This window comes from Pseudoclavibacter sp. RFBA6 (genome assembly GCF_002931575.1).
GTDB lineage: Bacteria > Actinomycetota > Actinomycetes > Actinomycetales > Microbacteriaceae > Pseudoclavibacter > Pseudoclavibacter terrae.
Genome location: NZ_PSUA01000003.1, coordinates 1 through 18869, shown reverse-complemented (window position 1 = coordinate 18869; position 18869 = coordinate 1). Strand labels below are relative to the sequence as shown.

Here is an 18869-nt window from a genome sequence, read left to right as displayed (position 1 = left end):
GGCTCGATGTGCACTGATGTTGGACACCGATCGGCGGACTCGGGGTGTCGAGCGGCGGCGGCGAGCTGCGCGCACGCCCAGTTCTTGCCCGTCCACCCCTCGGGACGCGGCGTACCCCGAAGCACGCGGGCGCCCGCGGCCTCGGCGACCGCCCGGGTCGAGTCGGCCGAGTCGTCGTCGAGCACCACCACCTCGTCGGCTCCCTGACCCAGGAATCCGGGCAGCGTCTCCCGCAGCGTCGATTCCTCGTCGCGGGCGGGAATCAGCAGCAGGACCCGCGGCGCGGATACACGGCCCGAGCGCTCAGCCGAAGCAGGCGAGACCGACGATCCACGCCCGGCCCCAGCACGGGCACGGGCACGGGCACGGGCACGGGCACGGGCACGGGCACGGGCAGTCTCGGTTGCCGTCCCGGCCGCCGCCCGCATGCTCGGCTGCGTCAGCGAGTTCGCGAGGAGCACGACAGCCCTCGCTCCGAGGTACGCGGCCGAGATTCCCGCGACGGCACTGCTCAGGACCGACCGGTTCACTCGCCGCCCCGCTCGCCCGGATACGCCCGGCGACCCCGTCGAGCCCCGCCGCTCCGGGGCTTCATCCCCAAGCCCGCCGGTCTCGCTCGGAAGCCCTCCGGCCTGGTCAGGAACGCGAGCATCCGCCCGGCGAAGCCGACTCTGTCGCGACGGAATCGCTGCGCGTCGAACACGATGCGGTACCCCGGCAGGGGTCGTGCGGGATCGGCGGCGTCGAGGGCCCTGTCGAGCTCCTCGAGCATCGACCCGAGCGCGACCGCGAGCTGCTCGTGGCGCACGGGAGCGCCGAAGCGGATGAACGCCTCGGGCTTGGCCGCCCCGCGCATGACGACCCGGATGGCGACGGGGACAAGCGGAACCTCGGCGCGCGCCGCGACCCACTCGGCTCCCGGACGCAGCGCCGCGAGCCCGCGGCCCGCCCGCAGCTCGCCTTCCGGGAAGATCAAGGCCCAGTCGCCGGAGCGTGCACGGTCGGCGAGCGTGCGCACCGCCCGCGGGGGCACTGCCCCGACGAGCCGCAGGAACGGGAAGCGGCGCAGCTGCTCATCGCCCATCATGACGGCCACGTCGAACCCGGTGCTCCTGGCGTAGAGCCCGATGAGATAGGCGTCCCACCACGAGCCGTGGTTGGCGGCGAGCACCGCTCCGCCGCCCGGCGGCTGACCGGTGACGGCGATCGACAGGAGCCCCGTCCGCACGTCGCGCACGGCGCTGCGCACGAGCAGCGCGCGAGCCAGGCGAAGCATCATGGTGTGCTCGACGCTATCGCAGCGCGCGATGCGACGAGCCGGGAAGCGGGTCGCTCACCAGCCGCGGAGGGCGGCCGCGACGACGCCGCCCACGACGATCACGAAGACCAGCAGGTCGGTCCAGGTCGCGACGAGCTCGTTGCTGCTCTTGCCGCGCTTCGCGAGGTGCCTGATGCCCGCGAGGCCCAGGTAGATCGCGCCGGGCAGCGCGCCGATGAGTCCCCAGCCGGGGACGAGTGAGGAGACCAGCGCGACGGCGCCCAGGCTGAGGTTCGCGAGCCCGAGCTCCTGCACGACCTGCGCGGTCGCAGTGCCGGTCTCGGTGAGCGTCTGCGGGCCTGCCCCGACCGCGTGCTCCTCGGGCTCGTCGCGCTGCTCGCCTGCGGCCCCGAGGATGGTCTGCGTGGTGCGGAGCGGGTTCGTGAGCTGGCTGATGCCCGCGACGATGAGACGCGACCCGACACCCCAGAACGCGAACCAGATCCCGAAGACGAGCGCGGGGTTGCCGCCCGCGACGCCCAGGTGCACACCCCCGAAGAGCAACGGGAGCACCACCGTCTGGAGGATCACGAGGAGGGCGTACATGTCTGGGCCGTTCGGCGTCGGGATGCTCGCAGGAACGCCACCGATCTGGGCGGTCGGTGCTGCGTCGGCGCATCGGGGAGGGGGTGATCTGCAACATATTGCATTCCCAGGCTCGCGGACAACACGGCGGTGTGCGTCTGCATGGAACGCGTACTGGAAGAATGGCCGCGTGAGCATCCCCCGCAGTGTCACGCCGAAGAAGCCCTGGTACCGCCGCAAGAGCAGGACGGTGCCCCTCGGCGTGCTGTCGGCCGGTCTCGTCGGCGCGATCATCTGGGTGTCGACGCCCTGGCCGGCCGCCATGGTGATCCGTGCGCTCTTCGAGCTGGACGCGAAGCGCACCGTGACCGAGATGGAGGCCTTCGCGCCAACCGCTGACAGCCTGCAGTCGCAGCTCGACGTGCCGTACGGCGATGGCGGTTCGGACACGACCTTCGACCTCTACTCGCCTGCGGGCACGACGGAGCCGCTGCCGACCGTGGTGTGGATTCACGGGGGCGCGTGGATCTCGGGTGGCAAGCAGAACGTCGACCCCTACGTGCAGATCCTCGCCGCGGAGGGATTCACGACGGTCGCCGTCAACTACACGGTGGCGCCGGAGGCGACGTACCCGACGGCGCTCACGCAGCTCAACGATGCGCTCGCGCACCTCACGGAACACGCCGCGGAGTACAACATCGACCCGAACCGCATCATCCTCGCCGGCGATTCCGCGGGCGCGCAGCTCGCGAGCCAGCTCGCGACGATGGCCACCAACCCCGCCTACGCGGACCTCGTCGGCATCACGCCAGCGCTCGCCCCAGACCAGCTCGCCGGGATGGTGCTGAACTGCGGCATCTACGACGTGAGCGGCATCCCGAACGCGCCCGGCCTCGGCGGCTACGGCTTCCGGATCGCACTGTGGGCCTACCAGGGCGACAAGGACTGGTCGGACACTCCCGCCGGGCAGGAGATGTCGACCCTCGACTCGGTGACCGCCGACTTCCCGCAGACGTGGATCTCGGGCGGCAACGACGACCCTCTGACCGCGAACCAGTCGCAGCCGTTCGCCGCGAAGCTGCAGGGCCTCGGCGTGCCGGTCACGACGGTCTTCTACCCGGAGGATCACGAGCCGGCGCTGCAGCACGAGTACCAGTTCAAGCTCGAGGGGACGGATGCGCAGAACGCGCTCGCGTCGACCATCGACTTCCTGAAGTCGGTCACGTCTCCCGAGTGATCGCGGAACACCGCCGCGCCCTCGGGCTTCGAGGGCACGACGGGTTCCGTCACTGACGAGTGGCAGATGGCTACTCCTCGCGCGGGAGACCCGCCGGGTTCACCTCGGAGGCGTCGATGCGCTCGTCCTGCAGGCCCCAGCGGTCGAGGATGGCGTCGTACTGGCCGTTCTCGATGGCATGGTCGAGGACGATCTCGACGGCTTCGATGAGACCGTTGCCCTTCGCGGTTCCTGCGGCGATCTGCGCGTTCGCGGGGAAGCCGCCGTTGATGGTGCCGACGAGCTTCGTCTCGCCGTCGCTCGCCGCCTTGAACGCAGCGGTCGCGTTGGGGCCGAAGGTCGCATCCACCCGACCCGACTGCAGCGCGAGGGTGCCCGCAGCGTCGTCCTCGTAGTACTGGAAGTCGACCGGCTCGAGCCCGGCGGCCTTGTTCTCCTCATCCCAGGCGACGAGGATCTTCTCCTGGTTCGTCCCTGCGCCGACGATGACCGAGAGACCCGCGACGTCCTTGGCCTCGGTGATCGACTCGATCTCGCTGTCGGCCTTCACGTAGAAGCCCAGCACGTCCTCGCGATACGTGGCGAAGTCGAAGAGGTCCTTGCGCTCCTCCGTGACGGTGACGTTCGACGTGATCAGGTCGTACTTGCCGGACTGCACGCCGAGCGGCCAGTCGGCCCACGCCGCGACCTCGCCCTTGAGCTCGAGGCCGAGCCCGTCGGCGATGAGCTGCGCGAAGTCGGCCTCGCTGCCCAGGCGCGTCACGTTGTCGTCCTCGGCGAGGAAGCTGAGCGGCGGGATGTACGCGCTGCCGACGACCGTGAGCTTGCCGGCCTCCGCGGGCTGCCAGCCGGACGCCTCGAGCGCGGCGATGGCCTCGGGCACCGGGTCGATCTGCGGGCGGCCGTCGACGTTGGCGCTGGTCAGGTCGAACTCGATGAGTCCGCTTGCCGGCTGGGCCCCGTCGGGCTCGGCTGCCGTGACCGGGGCCGACTGGCCATTGACGATGAGGGTCGTGGCGACGACGCCGATGACGGCGAGTGCCGCCACACCGCCGGCGATGACGCCGACCTTCTTCTTGTTGAGCTTTGCCATGAGAGGCACCTTTCGGGGTGGATGCGTTGCTGAAGTTCTGAAGAGGAATGAGAGAAGAGGCGCGCCCGCTGCGAGCTAGAGCACCTTGCGGATGAAGTCCTGCGTCCGGGGGTGCCGCGGGTTCGTGAGCACCTGATCCGGCGTGCCCTGCTCGATGATGCGACCGGCGTCGAGGAACACGATGCGGTCGGCGACCTCGCGTGCGAAGCCGATCTCGTGCGTCACGATGACGAGCGTCGTGCCGCCGTGGGCGAGCTCGCGGATCACGTCGAGCACCTCGCCGACCAGTTCCGGGTCGAGCGCGCTCGTCGGCTCGTCGAAGAGGAGCACGTCAGGCTTGAGGGCAAGCGCCCTCGCGATCGCGACGCGCTGCTGCTGCCCGCCGGAGAGCTGACGCGGGTAGTGGTGCTCCTTGCCCTCGAGCCCCACCCGCTTGAGCAGTGCCCGTGCCTGCGTATCCGCATCCGTCTTCGACGCCCGCTGCAGCGCGACCGGGGCCGCCGTGATGTTCTGCAGGGCCGTGAGGTGCGGGAACAGGTTGAAGTTCTGGAAGACCATGCCAACCCTCGTACGGCGGCGAAGCGTTTCTGCTTCGCGCAGCTCGAAGAGGCGGTCTCCCTTCCTGACGTAGCCGATGTACTCGCCATCGATGAGGATCGATCCGCCGTCGACGGACTCGAGGTGGTTGATGGTGCGCAGCAGCGTCGACTTGCCCGAGCCCGAGGGGCCGAGGAGGGCGACGACTTCGCCAGGCTCGATCTCGAGATCGATGTCGTGCAGCACCTCATGGGTGCCGTACGACTTGCTCACGCCGCACACGCTGACCTGCCCTGATGCTGCGCTGCTGCGCTCGAGTTCGGCTTCGACGTTCCGGTTGATGGTTGCCTGGCTCATGCTTCGCTCACGTCCTTCTTGATCTCCGCGGTCCGCACGTTCCCGTCCGGCTTCTCCGGGTCCTCGCGCTGTTTCTCTCTGCCTCCGCTTTGCTCACCGTCGTCGAGCAGCGCCCACTTCTCGGAGATCCAGGCCCTCGCCTTCTGGATGGGTGTCGGCGGCAGCTCTCGGTGCGCGCCTTTCGAGAAGTGGCGCTCGATGTAGTACTGCGCGATCGAGAGGAGCGTGGTGATGATGGCGTACCAGACGACCGCGACGAGCAGCAGCGGGATGATGCGCTGGTTGCGGTTGTAGATGACCTGCACCGTGTAGAACAGCTCGGGCAGCGCGACGACGAACACCACCGAGGTGCCCTTCACGAGCCCGATGATCTCGTTGAACGCGTTCGGCGTGATGGCGCGTGCCGCCTGCGGCAGGATGATGCGGAAGAAGCGGTACCGGCGGGGGAGGCCGAGCGCGGCGGATGCTTCGAGCTGGCCCTGGTCGACCGACAGGATGCCGGCGCGGATGATCTCCGCCGAGTAGGCCGCCTGGTGCAGGGAGAGGCCGAGCGTCGCGGCGGCGAACGAGGAGATGAGCTGCACTGTCGGGAACTCGACGAGCCAGAAGTCGGTCGTGAACGGCGTCCCAAGCCCGAGCGTCGGGTACAGGTAGCCGAGGTTGTACCAGACGACGAGCTGCACGACGAGCGGCACGGAGCGGAAGAACCAGATGAAGCTCCACGAGAGGGAGTTCAGCAGCGGCGACTTCGAGAGGCGTGCGACGGCGAGGAGGGCGCCGAGGATGAACCCGATCGCGCCGGAGAGCACCGTCAGCTGCAGGGTCAGGATGAGCGCGTTGACGACGATCGGGCTGAAGAAGTACTCACCGAAGACGTTCCACTCGTAGCGCTGGTTCGTGACGAGCGACCACGCGAACTGGGCGACCGCGAACACGGCGACGGCGGAGAGGATCCACAGCACCCAGTGCTTCGGGTGCACGACCTTGAGGTGCTCACCGGGCCCGAGCGTCTGCATCCGGCGGCTCGCCAAGGGTGTGGCGTCGTCCGGCGGTGTCGACGGCGGATTGTCGGTGGTCGGTGCGGTGTCGATCTGTGACATCGCGTTCTCCTCTCGGCGGACCCTCCGGGCGGAGGGGCTGGCCCTCGGATTCGAGGGCATGTCGAGAAGGTATTGGCGCGCGGATGCCCGTCAGTAGCGGCCGGTACGCGGGAGTTCCGAGAGGGTCGCGCGGCGCAGTGCTGCGTCACACGCGGTCACGCCGTCGCCAGGTGGGCGGTCAGCGAGCAGGCGCCTCACGGGAGCTAGGGGCTCGCGACCTGGATGCTCCAGGGCAGGGGTGTGCCGTCGATCTTGTTCGCCTCGACGACCTCGATGACGAAGGGGCCTGCCGGCCAGGTCCTCGCCTGGACCTCCGGGATCTCCGCGGTGATGTAGTCGAACTCCGAGCCGTGCACGGTCATCGCGAAGTTGCCGTAGTCGCTCGATGTGATCGATGCCTCTCCGCCAGCACCCGTGTAGAGGTAGAGCCCCGGGCCGACCCCGTCGAGCGCCACGTCGAACGGGGGGAGCACCGAGACCGGCAGGATCTCGGCCGTCCACTCCCCCTCGCTCATGATCGTGATGCGGTCGACGACCAGCGACGTCGGATCGTCGCCGAGCGACTGCTCGAAGGCTGCCTGGGTGTTGATGAGCCATTGCGCCGTGCCGCCGGTCGCCCCCTCCAGGTACTGGAACTCGACAACCTGATCGCCGCTGTGCATGGAGGCGCTGAGCCCACCGACCTTGTCGTCGACCTGCAGCACAGCCAGCTGTCCGGAGCCCTCCGGCAGCACGACATCGAGGTTGGCTTCGCCGAATCCTCCGACGGGGCTCCCGGCCTGCAAGGTGAACTCGGGGAGGGTGCCCGACTCGATGGGGTCGCCCTCCAACCCGACCGGTGTCGACTCGGTGACGGCCTCGGTCTCGTCGGTGCCTGAGGCGCCAGGAAGCACCTGCAGGATCTGGACACCGGCGCCCGCCGCCAGCAGCAGGATGGCGAGGACCGACACCGCGATGCCCTTCGCCCCGGACGTGAAGCCGCGCTTGATGGGCCCCGCGGAGAACATGATCGCGATGACCACCGGGATCCAGTACCCGAGGAACGCCGAGACGACAGCCGCGAGCCCGGCGAACACTGCGAACCCGGGCCCGAGGCCCGGCTGCCCCAGATGGGCGGCGTTCTTCGCGGCCGGCCCCTTGGCAGCGCGGCTCTTGGGCACGGCGGGCGTCGGGTGCACACCCGGTGTGGCCTGCTGCGGAGCGGGAGGGGGAACTGGCGCCTGGCCTGCGCTGGGGGCCCGGCGTGGATGCGGAGTCGGGGCCGACGACGGTGCCTGCGTCGGCGGCTGCGCGCGCCGGCGGAGCAGCGCATCGTTCGCTGAGCCGTGCGAATAGGCGAGGCCACGCTGCGCGCCTTCTCCGCTGCGGTCGAGGTCGTAGGAGGCACGCGCGGCGGTGCTCGTCGCTGCCCGACCCTCGTCGCGCGCGAGCTGCTCGGCCGCGCGCTGTGCATCCCGAGCAACCTGACCGGCGGCCCGCTGCGCGTCCTGCGAGCTCTGCTCGAGCGCGCGCTGCCCGTCCTGGGCGCGCTGAGCGGCGTCGCGCTCGCCGTCTCTCGTGCGCTGCTCGCGCTCCTGCTCGATGCGATCGGCACCCCGGGTCGCGGAGTCCGACCACTGCCGCACGAAGTCGGGTGCCCGGTAGTCCGCGGGCGGCGTATACCCGTTCCTGCCTTCAACCACGGTCGCACCCCTTGTTTCCTGTCTGCGCTCATTCAACACCACACCTCCGACACTCGAGCCGTTGCCGCCCGACCACCCCTGACCTACCCTTGTCCTGTCATTAGAACCAGCCGTCGGTGCAACAGAGAGAGCCCCATGAGCGCATCCACCCCATCTCGCATCGGCGTCGTCGGATACGGGGCCGGAGGCCACCGCTTCCACGTGCCCTACATCCAGGCCGTCGAGGGCTGGGAGCTTGCCGGAGTCGTCACCCGCTCGCCCCAGCGGCGCGCGATCCTCACGGCCGAGGCTCCGGAAGTTCCGGCGTTCGACTCCCTGGATGCCCTCCTCGACGCCGAAGTGGACGCGGTTGTCATCACCACGCCTCCAGATACACGCCGCGCGCTCGTGCTCGACGCCCTCGAGCGGGGCGTCCACGTCGTCGCCGACAAGCCCTTCGCTCCGACGGCCGAAGGCGCACGCGAGCTGCAGGCCGCCGCCGAGCACAGCGGGCGCATCCTCACCGCCTACCAGAACCGCCGCTGGGACACCGACCTCGTCACGCTCAAGCGGATCATCGACGCGGGCAGCCTCGGCGAGATCTGGCGCGTCTCCTCGCGCATGGACCAGGACGACTCGGGCACCCTCGAGACCGGGCCGGCCCACGGCCTCCTGCGGGACCTCGGCAGCCACCTCGTCGACCAGATGGCGTTCCTCTTCGGACGCGTCGAGCGCGTGAGCGCCCACCTCGACACCGCGACGGTCGACGGCGTCGACGTCGACTGCGGCTTCGACGTCGCCCTGCACCACGAGAACGGCGTCTTCTCCCGTGTCGCGTCCAGCAAGATCAACCACCTCGAAGGCCGCGAGCTCATCGCCTACGGCGACCTCGGCTCGTACGAGTCGCGCATGGACGACGTGCAGACCGCGCAGATCGACGCCGGCCTGCGCCCCGCATCCGCCGCGGCCGCCACGGACTGGGGCATCGAAGCGGAGGAGCGCTGGGGCATCCTGCACACCGCGGCCGGCAGCACCGCCGTGCCCTCCGCGCGCGGCCACTACTCGGAGTTCTACCGCCAGTTCCTCGCCGCAGTCCGAGGAGAGGGCCCTGCGCCGGTGCCACTCGAGCAGGCCGTGCACACGGTCGAGATCCTGGATGCGGCCCGCGAGAGCGCCCGGACAGGACGCACCGTCACCCTCTGAGCGGCACCCGAGCCCTCCCGCCCCGGCTACCATCGAGGCACGGGGTGCGACGGCGGGCCAATGAGGGCCCGCCTGTAAAGGGGTAGGGCATGATCCACGGAACTGAATTCACCGGACTGCGGGAAGCGCTCGACGACGTCGAGCCGAGCATCCGCGCAGGCCTCGAACGACTGATCGACGACGTCGATGCCGACGACATCGCGACTCGCGAGCCGCGCGACATCGTCGGAGCCGCCGCCACCATGCGACGACTCGCCTCGCGCCGGCGCAGCGACGAGACCCTCATCGCCGTCTTCACGCCCACCCTCAAGGAGGACGGCTGGAGCTCGCGGCGCACGATCGTCGACATCTGCACGGCCGACGCCCCCTTCCTCGTCGACTCCGTCACGGCCGCCGTCGCGCGGCAGGGCCTCGCCGTTCACCTCCTCGCGCATCCCGTCGTCTCCGTGCGCCGCGACGACGACGGCGAGCTGCTCGAGATGCACACGCACGGCGGCGAGCTCGAGTCGTGGATCCACCTCGAAGTCGACCGCGTCGCCACAGACGAAGGCCGCGAGGAGCTCGCCGACCGGCTTCGCAACGTGCTCGCCGACGTGCACGCCGCCGTCGCCGACTGGCGCCCCATGCGCCGCGCCTGCCTCGACCTCGTCACCGACCTGCGCACCGAACCGCCCACGAGCGTCACGCAGGAGGAGATCGCCTCCGCCGTCGAGTTCCTGACCTGGCTCGCCGAAGACAACTTCACGTTCCTCGGCTACCGCGAATACGCCCTCGAGACGGACGAGGAAGGCCAGGAGGTGCTGCGCCCGCTCCCCCACACCGGGCTCGGCATCCTGCGCAGGCCGTCCACCGCCAGCACTCGCCTCACCCCCGAAGCGCAGCGCACCGCGCGGGAACCACGCCTCCTCACGATCACGAAGGCCAACTCGCGAGCCACCGTGCACCGCGACGTGTACCTCGACTACATCGGCATCCGCAGCTTCGACGATGCGGGCAACGTCACGGGCGAGCTGCGCTTCCTCGGGATGTTCACGTCGGTCGCCTACGCGGCGTCCGTCCTCACGCTGCCGATCGTCGGCGCGAAGGTGCGGGCCGTGCTGCAGGCATCCGGCCACGCCCCGAACTCGCACTCCGGCAAAGACCTGCTGCAGACCCTCGAGCAGTACCCGCGCGACGAGCTCTTCCAGGACAGCGTCGAGCACCTCCACGCCGTGGCCTCCGAAGTGAGCCGCCTGCGCGAACGGCGACGCTACCGCATCTTCCTGCGCCGCGACGAGTTCGGCCGCTTCGCCTCAGCCCTCATCTACCTGCCACGCGACCGCTACAACACGACGGTTCGCCTCCGCATCGAAGAGCTTCTGCGCACGACCTTCGACGCCAGCCAGGTCGACCACGCAACGAGGGTCGGCGAATCCCCGCTCGCCCAGCTGCACTTCGTGGTGCGCGCGCCGAAGGGCGTCCCGCTGCCCGAGGTCAGCGAGCAGGACCTGCAGCCGCGCATCGAGCGCGCCATCCGCGGCTGGGATGAGGAGCTCGTGGACGGCCTGCACCGCATCTACGACGAGGAGCGTGCGGCGGAGATCCTCGGCCGGTACGCGTCCGCGTTCCCCGAGGGGTACAAGGAGAACATCCCACCCGAGGATGCGGTGCACGACATCGCGCTGCTCGAGCAGCTCGACGAGGAGACGCCCTTCGCCGTGCACCTCTACGCCCCCGAACTCGACGAACCCGGGAAGCGCTACTTCACGTTCGCGTCCCACCACGTGTACCCCATCACGAGAGTCCTCCCCGCGCTCACCGACCTCGGGGTCGACGTCGTCGACGAGCATCCGTACGTCATCACCCTGCCGGACGGCACGAACCTGCACATCTCGGACTTCGGCCTCACCGCGCCAGCCGCGGAGGTCTGGAACGACGCCGACTGGGGCGCCGAACTCGAGTCGGTGTTCAGCGCCGTCTGGTCGGGAGAATCCGAGACCGACCGGCTGAACTCGCTCGTGCTGCTGGGTGGGCTCCGCTGGCGCCAGATCGTGATCCTCCGCGCCATCAGCATGTACCTGCGCCAGATCGGCGCGACCTTCTCCGTCGAGTACATCGAGCAGGCGCTCACCGGGAACCCCGCCATCGCCGCCGACATCGTGCGGCTCTTCGAGACGAAGTTCGACCCTCAGCTGGGCGGCGACCGAGACACCCAGCTCGGCGCTGTGGCGGCACGGCTCGAGGCCGCGCTCGACGACGTCGCGAGCCTGGACCAGGACCGCATCCTGCGCTCGATGATCGGCATCGTCGATGCCACGTGGCGCACGAACTTCTACCAGGTGGATGCGGAGGGCAAGCCGAAGCACTGGGTCTCCATGAAGCTCGACTGCACACGCGTCCCCGGGCTCCCGAAGCCGCATCCGATGGCCGAGATCTGGGTGTACTCGCCCGAGGTCGAGGGCGTGCACCTGCGCTTCGGCCGCGTCGCACGAGGCGGGTTGCGCTGGAGCGACCGACGCGAGGACTTCCGCACCGAGGTGCTCGGCCTCGTGAAGGCGCAGATGGTGAAGAACGCCGTCATCGTCCCGACCGGGTCGAAGGGCGGCTTCTTCGCGAAGCAGCTGCCATCGCCAAGCGACCGGGGCGCGTGGCTCGAGGCCGGCAAGTCGGCCTACCGCACCTTCATCCGCGGCCTCCTCGACATCACCGACAACCGCGTCGGCACCGACATCGTGCCGCCGAGCGACGTCGTCCGCCACGACGGCGACGACCCGTACCTCGTCGTCGCCGCCGACAAGGGCACCGCCTCGTTCTCTGACATCGCCAACGGCATCTCCGAGAGCTACGACTTCTGGCTGGCCGATGCGTTCGCGTCCGGCGGTTCGGCCGGGTACGACCACAAGGGCATGGGCATCACCGCGCGCGGCGCGTGGGAGTCGGTCAAGCGTCACTTCCGGGAGATGGGGCACGACACGCAGACCCAGGACTTCACGGTCGTCGGCGTCGGCGACATGTCGGGCGACGTCTTCGGCAACGGAATGCTGCGCTCCGAGCACATCCGCCTCGTCGCGGCGTTCGACCACCGGCACGTGTTCATCGACCCGAACCCGGATGCAGCGGCCACGTTCGTCGAGCGCCAGCGGCTCTTCGACCTCCCCGGCTCCTCCTGGGACGACTTCGACCGAAGCGTCATGTCAGAGGGCGGAGGGGTCTTCCCGCTCACGCAGAAATCCATCCCCGTGACCCCGCAGATGCGGGAGGCGCTCGGCCTCGAGGCCGACGTGCAGCGCGTCACCCCGCTCGAGCTGAAGAAGGCCGTGCTCCTGGCACCCGTCGACCTGCTCTGGAACGGTGCCATCGGCACCTACATCAAGGCGAGCGATGAGACGAATGCGGATATCGGCGACCGCGGCAACGACGCGATCCGCGTCGACGGCCGCGAGCTGCGACTCCGGGTCGTGGGCGAAGGCGGCAACCTCGGAGTCAGCCAGCGCGGCCGCATCGAAGCCGCCATGGCCGGGGTCAGCCTGAACACCGACGCCATCGACAACTCCGCGGGTGTCGGCACCTCCGACCGCGAGGTGAACATCAAGATCCTCCTCGGCGCCGTCGAACGCGACGGCCGCCTCGACCGGGAGGCGCGCAACGAGGTGCTGCGGGCGATGACGGATGAGGTCGCAGCCCAGGTGCTGCGCGACAACTATGAGCAGAACGTGCTGCTCGGCAACTCGCGCTCGAACGCCGCATCCATGCTGCCCTCGCACAAGCGCCTCATCACGTGGCTGGAGGAACGCGACGAGCTCGACCGCGAGCTCGAGTTCCTGCCCAGCAACGCCGAGATCAAGCGCCGCATCGAGGATGGCCGCGGCCTGACGCGACCCGAGTTCTCCGTGCTCGTCGCCTACGCCAAGCTCGCCCTCAAGAGCGACCTCGCCGTCACCGAGCTCGCCGACGACCCCTGGTTCTCGAACACTCTCGCCGAGTACTTCCCTGCCGAGGTGCGCGAGCAGTACGGACCCGACCTGCACGCGCATCCGTTGCGGCAGGAGATCGTCGTCAACTCCGTCGTGAACTCCATGGTCAACCGGGGCGGCATCACGTTCGCCTACCGCGCCGCCGACGAGACGGGCGCCACGAGCGAGGAGATCGCGCGCGCCTACGTCGCGGCACGCGAGATCTTCGACCTGCGAGGGTTCGTCGTCGAGATCGAGGCCACCGACAACGTCGTCTCGACGGCGACGCAGACCGAGCTGTACCTCGGCTTCCGACGCCTGCTCGACCGGGCCACCCGCTGGTTCGTGCAGCACCGGCCAGACCGCATCGACATCGGCGAGGAGATCACCCGCTTCACCGAACCGGTCGCTCGGTTCGCGTCGCGGATCGGCGAGCTGCAGCAGGGCGTGGAACGCGAGCGCTTCGCGGACCGCGTGAGCGAATTCGAGGCGGCCGGAGTACCGCGAGCGCTCGCGCTGCGCGGAGCTGGTCTCCTCGAGCTCATGCCGCTGCTCGACATCATCGAGCGCGCTGGGAACGAGGGCTGGGACCTCGAGGAGTTCGCGGGCGTCTACTACTCGCTGTCGGCCCGCGTCAGCTTCGACGACATGCTCACTCGCGTCACGGCGCTGCCGCAGGACGACCGCTGGGGGTCCATGGCCCGCGCCGCGATGCGCGACGACCTCTACGCCATCATGGTCGAGCTCGCCGCATCCGTCATCTCGCAGACCGAGCGGGCCGAGGCCGACGCACGCGTCGACGCGTGGATCGCCGGGCTCGGTCCCACCGCCACGCGCGCGCTCGACGAGGCGTCGGATGCGGTGCACGCGGGCGACGACACGGGCCTCGCCACGCTGTCCGTCGCGCTGCGCCGCCTGCGCTCGCTCGTGCGCTAGACGCCCGCGCCCCGAAACCCTTCGGAGCGGGCCGAGAGTTGTGGGTTGTTGTCCTCGTCGATCACCGTGAGGACAACAACCCACAACTCTGCGCACCATTGTGGGCTCGGACGAACTCAGTCTCGCGTCGTGAAGGCGAGCGTCGCCACGGTCGTCATCATCACGAGCTGACCCTCGTCGCCTCCGGCGTGGGGCCGCCGAAGCCGACCGGGCGGGGTCTACGAGAACTTCCGCCCCTCGTCCCGCTTGTAGAAGAACACCGCGAGGAATCCGAGCACGGCCGTCCAGGCGAGGAGGCCGAAGAGCGCCCACATGGGGAACTCTCCGCCGGAGACGACCGCGATGACCACCTCGCGCGCCTGCCGCACGGGCAGCACCTTCGACGCGGCGTCCAGCCACCCCGGGAACATCATGGGCGGCAGGAACAGGCCACCACCGAAGGCCAGCAGGAACATGAGCACCTGCGTGATCGCGATCGCCGCCTTCGGACCCGCGGTCGTGCCGACGATCGCGCCGATGAGGGCGGACGGAACCGCCGTGAGCACGACCGCGATGAGCCCAAGCACCACCTGCGTGAGGGTCGGCGCGGCCGCCGTGAAGAGTCCGCCGACGATGAGCAGCGGCACGATCGAGACGACCGCCATCACCAGCGTGCCGATGACGAGCCCCGTGATGCGCGCCGACGGCTTCCCGGGCAGGGTGCGCAGGTACGGCACCCACGGCTTCGACCGCTGCTCGGCGAGGTCGAGGCCGAGGCTGAAGAGCCCGTTGGTCATGAAAGCGAACACGATCATCGACGCGACGGCCTGCGCGGCGATCACCGGATCCTCGGCGATCGCGCGCTGCGGCAGCACGAAGAAGCAGAACGCGAGCGTCGGGAAGACGAGCGACCCGATGACGGCGATGGGCACACGCGCCGTCTCGATGAGCGAGTACTTCACGTGCGTGGCGATGAGTGCTGCAGTGGACATGATCCTCAACTCCCGTTCTGGGCGTTCTCGACGGCGGGCGAGGCCTCGCCGTTCTGCGTCATGGCGAGGAAGGCTTCCTCGAGCGTCGCCCCTCGCACCGTCAGGTCGGTGAAGGGTGCACCGGATGCGACGAGCGAGCGGATGAACGCGTCCGAGTCGCGCACGAGCGCGGTCACGAGCCCCGCATCCGCCGTCTCGGTGAGGGCGTCGGCGTCGATGGCCTGGATGCGGGCCGCATCGATACCCCGCATCGTGACCCGGCGGCGGGAGACGCTGCCGACCACCGAAGCCAGAGTGCCGTCGGTGATGACCCTGCCGTGGTCGATGACGACGACCCGCTCGGCGAGCTGCTCGATCTCCTCGAGGTGGTGGCTCGTGACGATCACGGCGCATCCGGCCCGGTGCTTGGCGCGGAGCGCGTCCCACAGGCTGCGGCGGGCGTCGACGTCGAGGCCCGTCGTCGGCTCGTCGAGGAGCACGAGGTCGGGGTCGCCGACGAACGCGAGCGCCACCGCGAGACGGCGCTGCTGTCCGCCGGAGAGCGAGCCGCATTGCTTGCCGAGCAGGGGGCCCAGGTCGAACGCGTCCACCAGCTCGTTCCTGGCCGAGGGCTGCGGGTAGTGCGCCGCGACGTAGTCGAGCACCTCCCGCACCTTGAGGGCCTCCGGCAGCGCGCTCGCCTGCGGCGTCGACCCCACCCGTGTGCGCGTGCGGACGTCGAGCGGGTCGCCGCCGAAGAGCCGCACCGTGCCGGACGTCGGCGAGCGCAGGCCGAGCAGGAGCGACAGCAGCGTCGTCTTGCCCGCGCCGTTCGGCCCGAGCAGGCCGACGCACTCGCCGGCGGCGACGGCCAGCGAGACTCCGTCGAGGGCCGTGTGCCGGCCGAATCGCTTGACCGCATCGTCGACCTCGACGATGCTGGCGGGCTGGGCGTTCATTTCATCCTCCGAGGAGTTTCAGGAGCGCCGTCCGGTAGCTGCGAAACGCGGCTCGACCGGCGGGGCTGATGGTCAGATAGGTGACGGGCTTACGGCCCGCGAAGGCCTTGTCGATGACGACGTATCCGGCATCCTCGAGCTTCGAGAGGTGCGTCGTGAGGTTGCCAGCCGTCATGTCGAGGAGGCTGCGAAGCTTCGAGAACGTCATCTCGTCGCCGTCGTCGAGGCTTTCGGCGAGGGTCGTCATGATGCGCAGTCGGGCGGGCGCGTGGATGATCGGGTCGAACTCGGCGCTCGGCTCGCTCATGCGTGCACCTCGCCCTGCCCGACCGGCTCCCGCTGGCCCGGATCGCTCGAGATGGCGCCCGTGCGGAGCAGCACGATGAACGTGAGGAAGATGAGCGGACCTGCTGTGCTGTAGATGAGGTAGTGGGTAGGTGCACCGAACGCCGTGGCGACGACGGCGAGCGCGACCACGGCGACGCCGAGGGCGAACTGCGACCCGGAGCGGGACATGGCGGCGCCCGCCATGTAGAGCACGCCGATCGTCATGGCGAAGATGCCCGGCATGAGCAGCGGCGCGAGGGCTGGGTCCTCCACCTGACGCAGCAGCGAGGCCGCGAAGAACCAGGCGCCCATCATCGAGATGGACCACGAGAACCCATAGAGCGTGCCCGCCGTGTTGCTGCGGCCGCGCATCCCCCGCCCCATCGAGACCCCGCAGATCACCGAGACGATGACGCCGACGACCATGAGCGCTCCGAATACGACGAACGCCGTCACGGTGGGGATGCGGACGAGCGGGCTCCCACCCCCATCCTCTGCACTCCAGAGCGCCTGGAAGCCGACCAGCCAGGCCACGGCCCAGGTGCCGAGGAGGATGTACAGCGCCCGGTCGAGGCGAGTGCGGGTCGTGCGCTGCTGGTCGCGCATGAGGGCGAGCATCTCGCTCGGTGCGAGGGCACGGTCGTCGTCACCAGCCTGCTGGGTGCTGGCTTCGGCGGGAGTCCGGCGGTCGTTGGTGTCCATGCAAACCAGTTTGCACTGCAAACTAGTTTGCGTCAACTGAGAATGTCGGGAGATAGCCTGGACCCCATGCGCATCGCCACCTGGAACGTCAACTCCATCCGCGCCCGCTCGGGACGAGTCATCGACTGGATGGTGCGCGCCGACATCGACGTGCTCGCGATGCAGGAGATCAAGTGCAAGCCTGAGCAGTTCCCCCGCGAGGTGTTCGAAGAGGCCGGGTACGAGCTGGAGATCCACGGCCTCAGCCAGTGGAACGGCGTCGCCTTCGCGAGCCGCCTGCCCATGAGCGACCCCGCGATCACGTTCGCGGACATGCCAGGGTTCGGGAAGGCAACACCCGAGGGCACGCTCCCACTCGAGGCCCGCGCTCTCGGCGTCACCGTCGAGGACGTGCGCCTGTGGTCGCTCTACGTGCCGAACGGCCGCGAGCTCACCAACGACCACTACCCGTACAAGCTGGCCTGGCTGAAGGCGCTGCTCGCCGACATGACCGCGTGGCGGCAGGCGCATCCAGACACCCCGCTCGCGCTCATGGGCGACTTCAACATCGCGCCCCTCGACATCGACGTCTGGGACCTCGCCGCGTTCGTCGACTCCACCCACGTGTCTGCACCCGAGCGCGCGGCGTTCGAGGCGTTCCTCGAAGCCGGCTTCGTCGACACCGTCCGCTCGCGCGGCGTCGAGGGCTACACCTACTGGGACTACAAGTCGCTCCGATTCCCCCGCAACGAGGGCATGCGCATCGACTTCATCCTCGGCAACCAGGAGTTCGACGACCTCGTCGTGGATGCATCCATCGAACGCGACGAGCGCAAGGGCGACGGCCCGAGCGACCACGTGCCGGTCGTCGTGGAGCTCGACCTCGAGACCTCCCTCGACGACGACCGCCCGATGATCTTCTAGGGGTCGACGAGGCGGGTGCGACAGCACCTCGCATCCACCACCCCGACTTCGGGATGGGTTCCACGCTTCGAGATGGCTTGCAACCCATCCGGAAGCGTGTATCCCATCCCGAAACGTTCGGGCCGACCGCACCCCGACTTCGGGGGTGGATGCAGCGACGACCCGATCCGCGCCCCGGTCTCCGGTCTCCGGTCTCCGGTCTCCGGTCTCCGGTCTCCGGTCTCCGGTCTCCGACAAGCGTGCCGCGCGGGGAGAAGCAGGTGAGGGCGCGAGCCCATTCAGCCCTCCGGGAGCTCGAACTCCTGCGACTCGTCCCACGGCTCGGTCCAGCCGAGGCGGTCGAAGATGCCGTCGAGCAGCATCGCCGTGAAACCCCAGACGAGGTGCTGGCCACTGTCATCGCGCACCAGGAAGCCGGGGCCGCGCCACTCCTCCCCGTCACGTCGAAGCACGGTGACGCCGCGGTTCGCGGGGTTCAGCAGGTCGGCGACGGGCGCGCGGAACACGGCGGCCGACTCCGCCTCGTCAACGACCCCGACGGCGGAGGTACGGCGCCACCAGGCGAGCACCGGCGTCACCAGGTGCCGCGAGTAGGTGAGGGGAACCGGTTCGAGGGGGCCGAGCACGTCGATGCCGTCGGCGTCGAGCCCCGTCTCCTCCACCGCCTCGCGCAGCGCGGCGGCAACCGCGTCCTTGTCCTCCGGGTCGACGCGTCCGCCGGGGAACGCGACCTGCCCGGGATGCGATCGCAGCGTCGACGCGCGCGCGAGCAGCAGCACGTCGAGGTCACGAGACACGGCACTCGACTGGGCGTCGCGGTCGCTGGGGAGCGAGTCGAGCATCCCGAACAGGATGAGCACGGCCGCCGACCGGGAGACGCGCACGAGCCGCTCATCCACGGGCGACAGCGGCACGGCGGGCTCGAGACCCGCAGCAGCGCACTCGGCCAGCTCGGTCAGCTGCGCACGCGCGGCCTTCGTCGTCGGTTCGAGATGCACCGCTCCAGCGTACGCGGGGTCGCCAGCGAGACCGCCGTGCCGCTGTCGCCCGTGGCTGAGCGGCTCGTGCGCGTCTCCCGGTCGGCGGCCGTGCTCATCCTGTTCGGGATGCTCGACTCGCTCCCCAGCGA

The 18869-nt window shown here is 69.6% G+C and carries 15 protein-coding genes and 1 pseudogene; 4 read left to right on the top strand and 12 right to left on the bottom strand.

Features of this window, described 5'->3' with window-relative positions:
* Window positions 1–59: 59 nt before the first annotated feature.
* The 3 genes and pseudogenes from C5C17_RS19105 to C5C17_RS00605 form a co-directional block, all read right to left on the bottom strand.
* Window positions 60–428, bottom strand: a pseudogene (locus C5C17_RS19105) (glycosyltransferase); the annotation flags it as partial.
* 98 nt (window positions 429–526) lie between these two features.
* The gene (locus tag C5C17_RS00610) at window positions 527–1279 is read right to left on the bottom strand and encodes a lysophospholipid acyltransferase family protein (RefSeq protein WP_104251448.1); all 753 of its coding nucleotides are present in this window, start codon (window positions 1277–1279) and stop codon (window positions 527–529) included.
* Window positions 1280–1333: 54 nt separating this feature from the next.
* Entirely contained in the window at window positions 1334–1864 is a 531-nt protein-coding gene (locus tag C5C17_RS00605) for a hypothetical protein (RefSeq protein WP_104251447.1), read from the bottom strand.
* A gap of 169 nt (window positions 1865–2033) precedes the next feature.
* Here C5C17_RS00605 and C5C17_RS00600 point away from each other — a divergent pair, with 169 nt between their 5' ends.
* Window positions 2034–3080 (top strand): alpha/beta hydrolase, encoded by a 1047-nt coding sequence (locus C5C17_RS00600; protein ID WP_258065762.1) that lies wholly within the window; start codon window positions 2034–2036, stop codon window positions 3078–3080.
* A 70-nt stretch (window positions 3081–3150) separates the two neighbouring features.
* Here the strand turns inward: C5C17_RS00600 and C5C17_RS00595 are convergent, their stop codons facing one another.
* The 4 genes from C5C17_RS00595 to C5C17_RS00580 all read right to left on the bottom strand — a co-directional run bounded on the left by C5C17_RS00595 (window position 3151) and on the right by C5C17_RS00580 (window position 7849).
* Window positions 3151–4173, bottom strand: coding sequence for an ABC transporter substrate-binding protein (locus C5C17_RS00595; RefSeq protein WP_104251446.1), 1023 nt, complete (start codon window positions 4171–4173; stop codon window positions 3151–3153).
* Between the two features lie 75 nt (window positions 4174–4248).
* Window positions 4249–5067: an amino acid ABC transporter ATP-binding protein gene (locus C5C17_RS00590; RefSeq protein WP_104251445.1), complete on the bottom strand. Its 819-nt coding sequence runs from the start codon at window positions 5065–5067 to the stop codon at window positions 4249–4251.
* Complete coding sequence (locus C5C17_RS00585; RefSeq protein ID WP_104251444.1) at window positions 5064–6167, bottom strand: amino acid ABC transporter permease; 1104 nt, start codon at window positions 6165–6167, stop codon at window positions 5064–5066. Before C5C17_RS00585 ends, C5C17_RS00590 begins: the two co-directional genes overlap by 4 nt.
* A gap of 203 nt (window positions 6168–6370) precedes the next feature.
* Window positions 6371–7849, bottom strand: coding sequence for a hypothetical protein (locus C5C17_RS00580; RefSeq protein ID WP_104251443.1), 1479 nt, complete (start codon window positions 7847–7849; stop codon window positions 6371–6373).
* A gap of 135 nt (window positions 7850–7984) precedes the next feature.
* Between C5C17_RS00580 and C5C17_RS00575 the strand changes: the two genes are divergently transcribed.
* Both C5C17_RS00575 and C5C17_RS00570 read left to right on the top strand, forming a co-directional pair.
* Entirely contained in the window at window positions 7985–9031 is a 1047-nt protein-coding gene (locus C5C17_RS00575) for a Gfo/Idh/MocA family protein (RefSeq protein ID WP_104251442.1), read from the top strand.
* An 89-nt stretch (window positions 9032–9120) separates the two neighbouring features.
* Window positions 9121–13899: an NAD-glutamate dehydrogenase gene (locus tag C5C17_RS00570; RefSeq protein ID WP_104251441.1), complete on the top strand. Its 4779-nt coding sequence runs from the start codon at window positions 9121–9123 to the stop codon at window positions 13897–13899.
* A gap of 218 nt (window positions 13900–14117) precedes the next feature.
* Here the strand turns inward: C5C17_RS00570 and C5C17_RS00565 are convergent, their stop codons facing one another.
* From C5C17_RS00565 to C5C17_RS00550, 4 genes are read right to left on the bottom strand one after another with little or no spacing between them, the layout of a single operon-like run.
* The gene (locus C5C17_RS00565; protein WP_104251440.1) at window positions 14118–14870 is read right to left on the bottom strand and encodes an ABC transporter permease; all 753 of its coding nucleotides are present in this window, start codon (window positions 14868–14870) and stop codon (window positions 14118–14120) included.
* Window positions 14871–14875: 5 nt separating this feature from the next.
* Window positions 14876–15808 (bottom strand): ABC transporter ATP-binding protein, encoded by a 933-nt coding sequence (locus C5C17_RS00560; RefSeq protein ID WP_104251439.1) that lies wholly within the window; start codon window positions 15806–15808, stop codon window positions 14876–14878.
* Between the two features lies 1 nt (window position 15809).
* Window positions 15810–16115, bottom strand: a complete 306-nt coding sequence (locus tag C5C17_RS00555; RefSeq protein ID WP_104251438.1) for a transcriptional regulator — start codon at window positions 16113–16115, stop codon at window positions 15810–15812.
* On the bottom strand, window positions 16112–16837 hold the full coding sequence (locus C5C17_RS00550) for a hypothetical protein (RefSeq protein WP_104251437.1): 726 nt from the start codon (window positions 16835–16837) through the stop codon (window positions 16112–16114). Before C5C17_RS00550 ends, C5C17_RS00555 begins: the two co-directional genes overlap by 4 nt.
* Before the next feature lie 66 nt (window positions 16838–16903).
* Between C5C17_RS00550 and C5C17_RS00545 the strand changes: the two genes are divergently transcribed.
* Entirely contained in the window at window positions 16904–17740 is an 837-nt protein-coding gene (locus C5C17_RS00545) for an exodeoxyribonuclease III (protein WP_104251436.1), read from the top strand.
* Window positions 17741–18018: 278 nt separating this feature from the next.
* Here C5C17_RS00545 and C5C17_RS00540 read toward each other — a convergent pair whose 3' ends face one another.
* Window positions 18019–18738, bottom strand: coding sequence for an NUDIX hydrolase (locus tag C5C17_RS00540; protein WP_374953877.1), 720 nt, complete (start codon window positions 18736–18738; stop codon window positions 18019–18021).
* Between the last annotated feature and the right edge of the window lie 131 nt (window positions 18739–18869).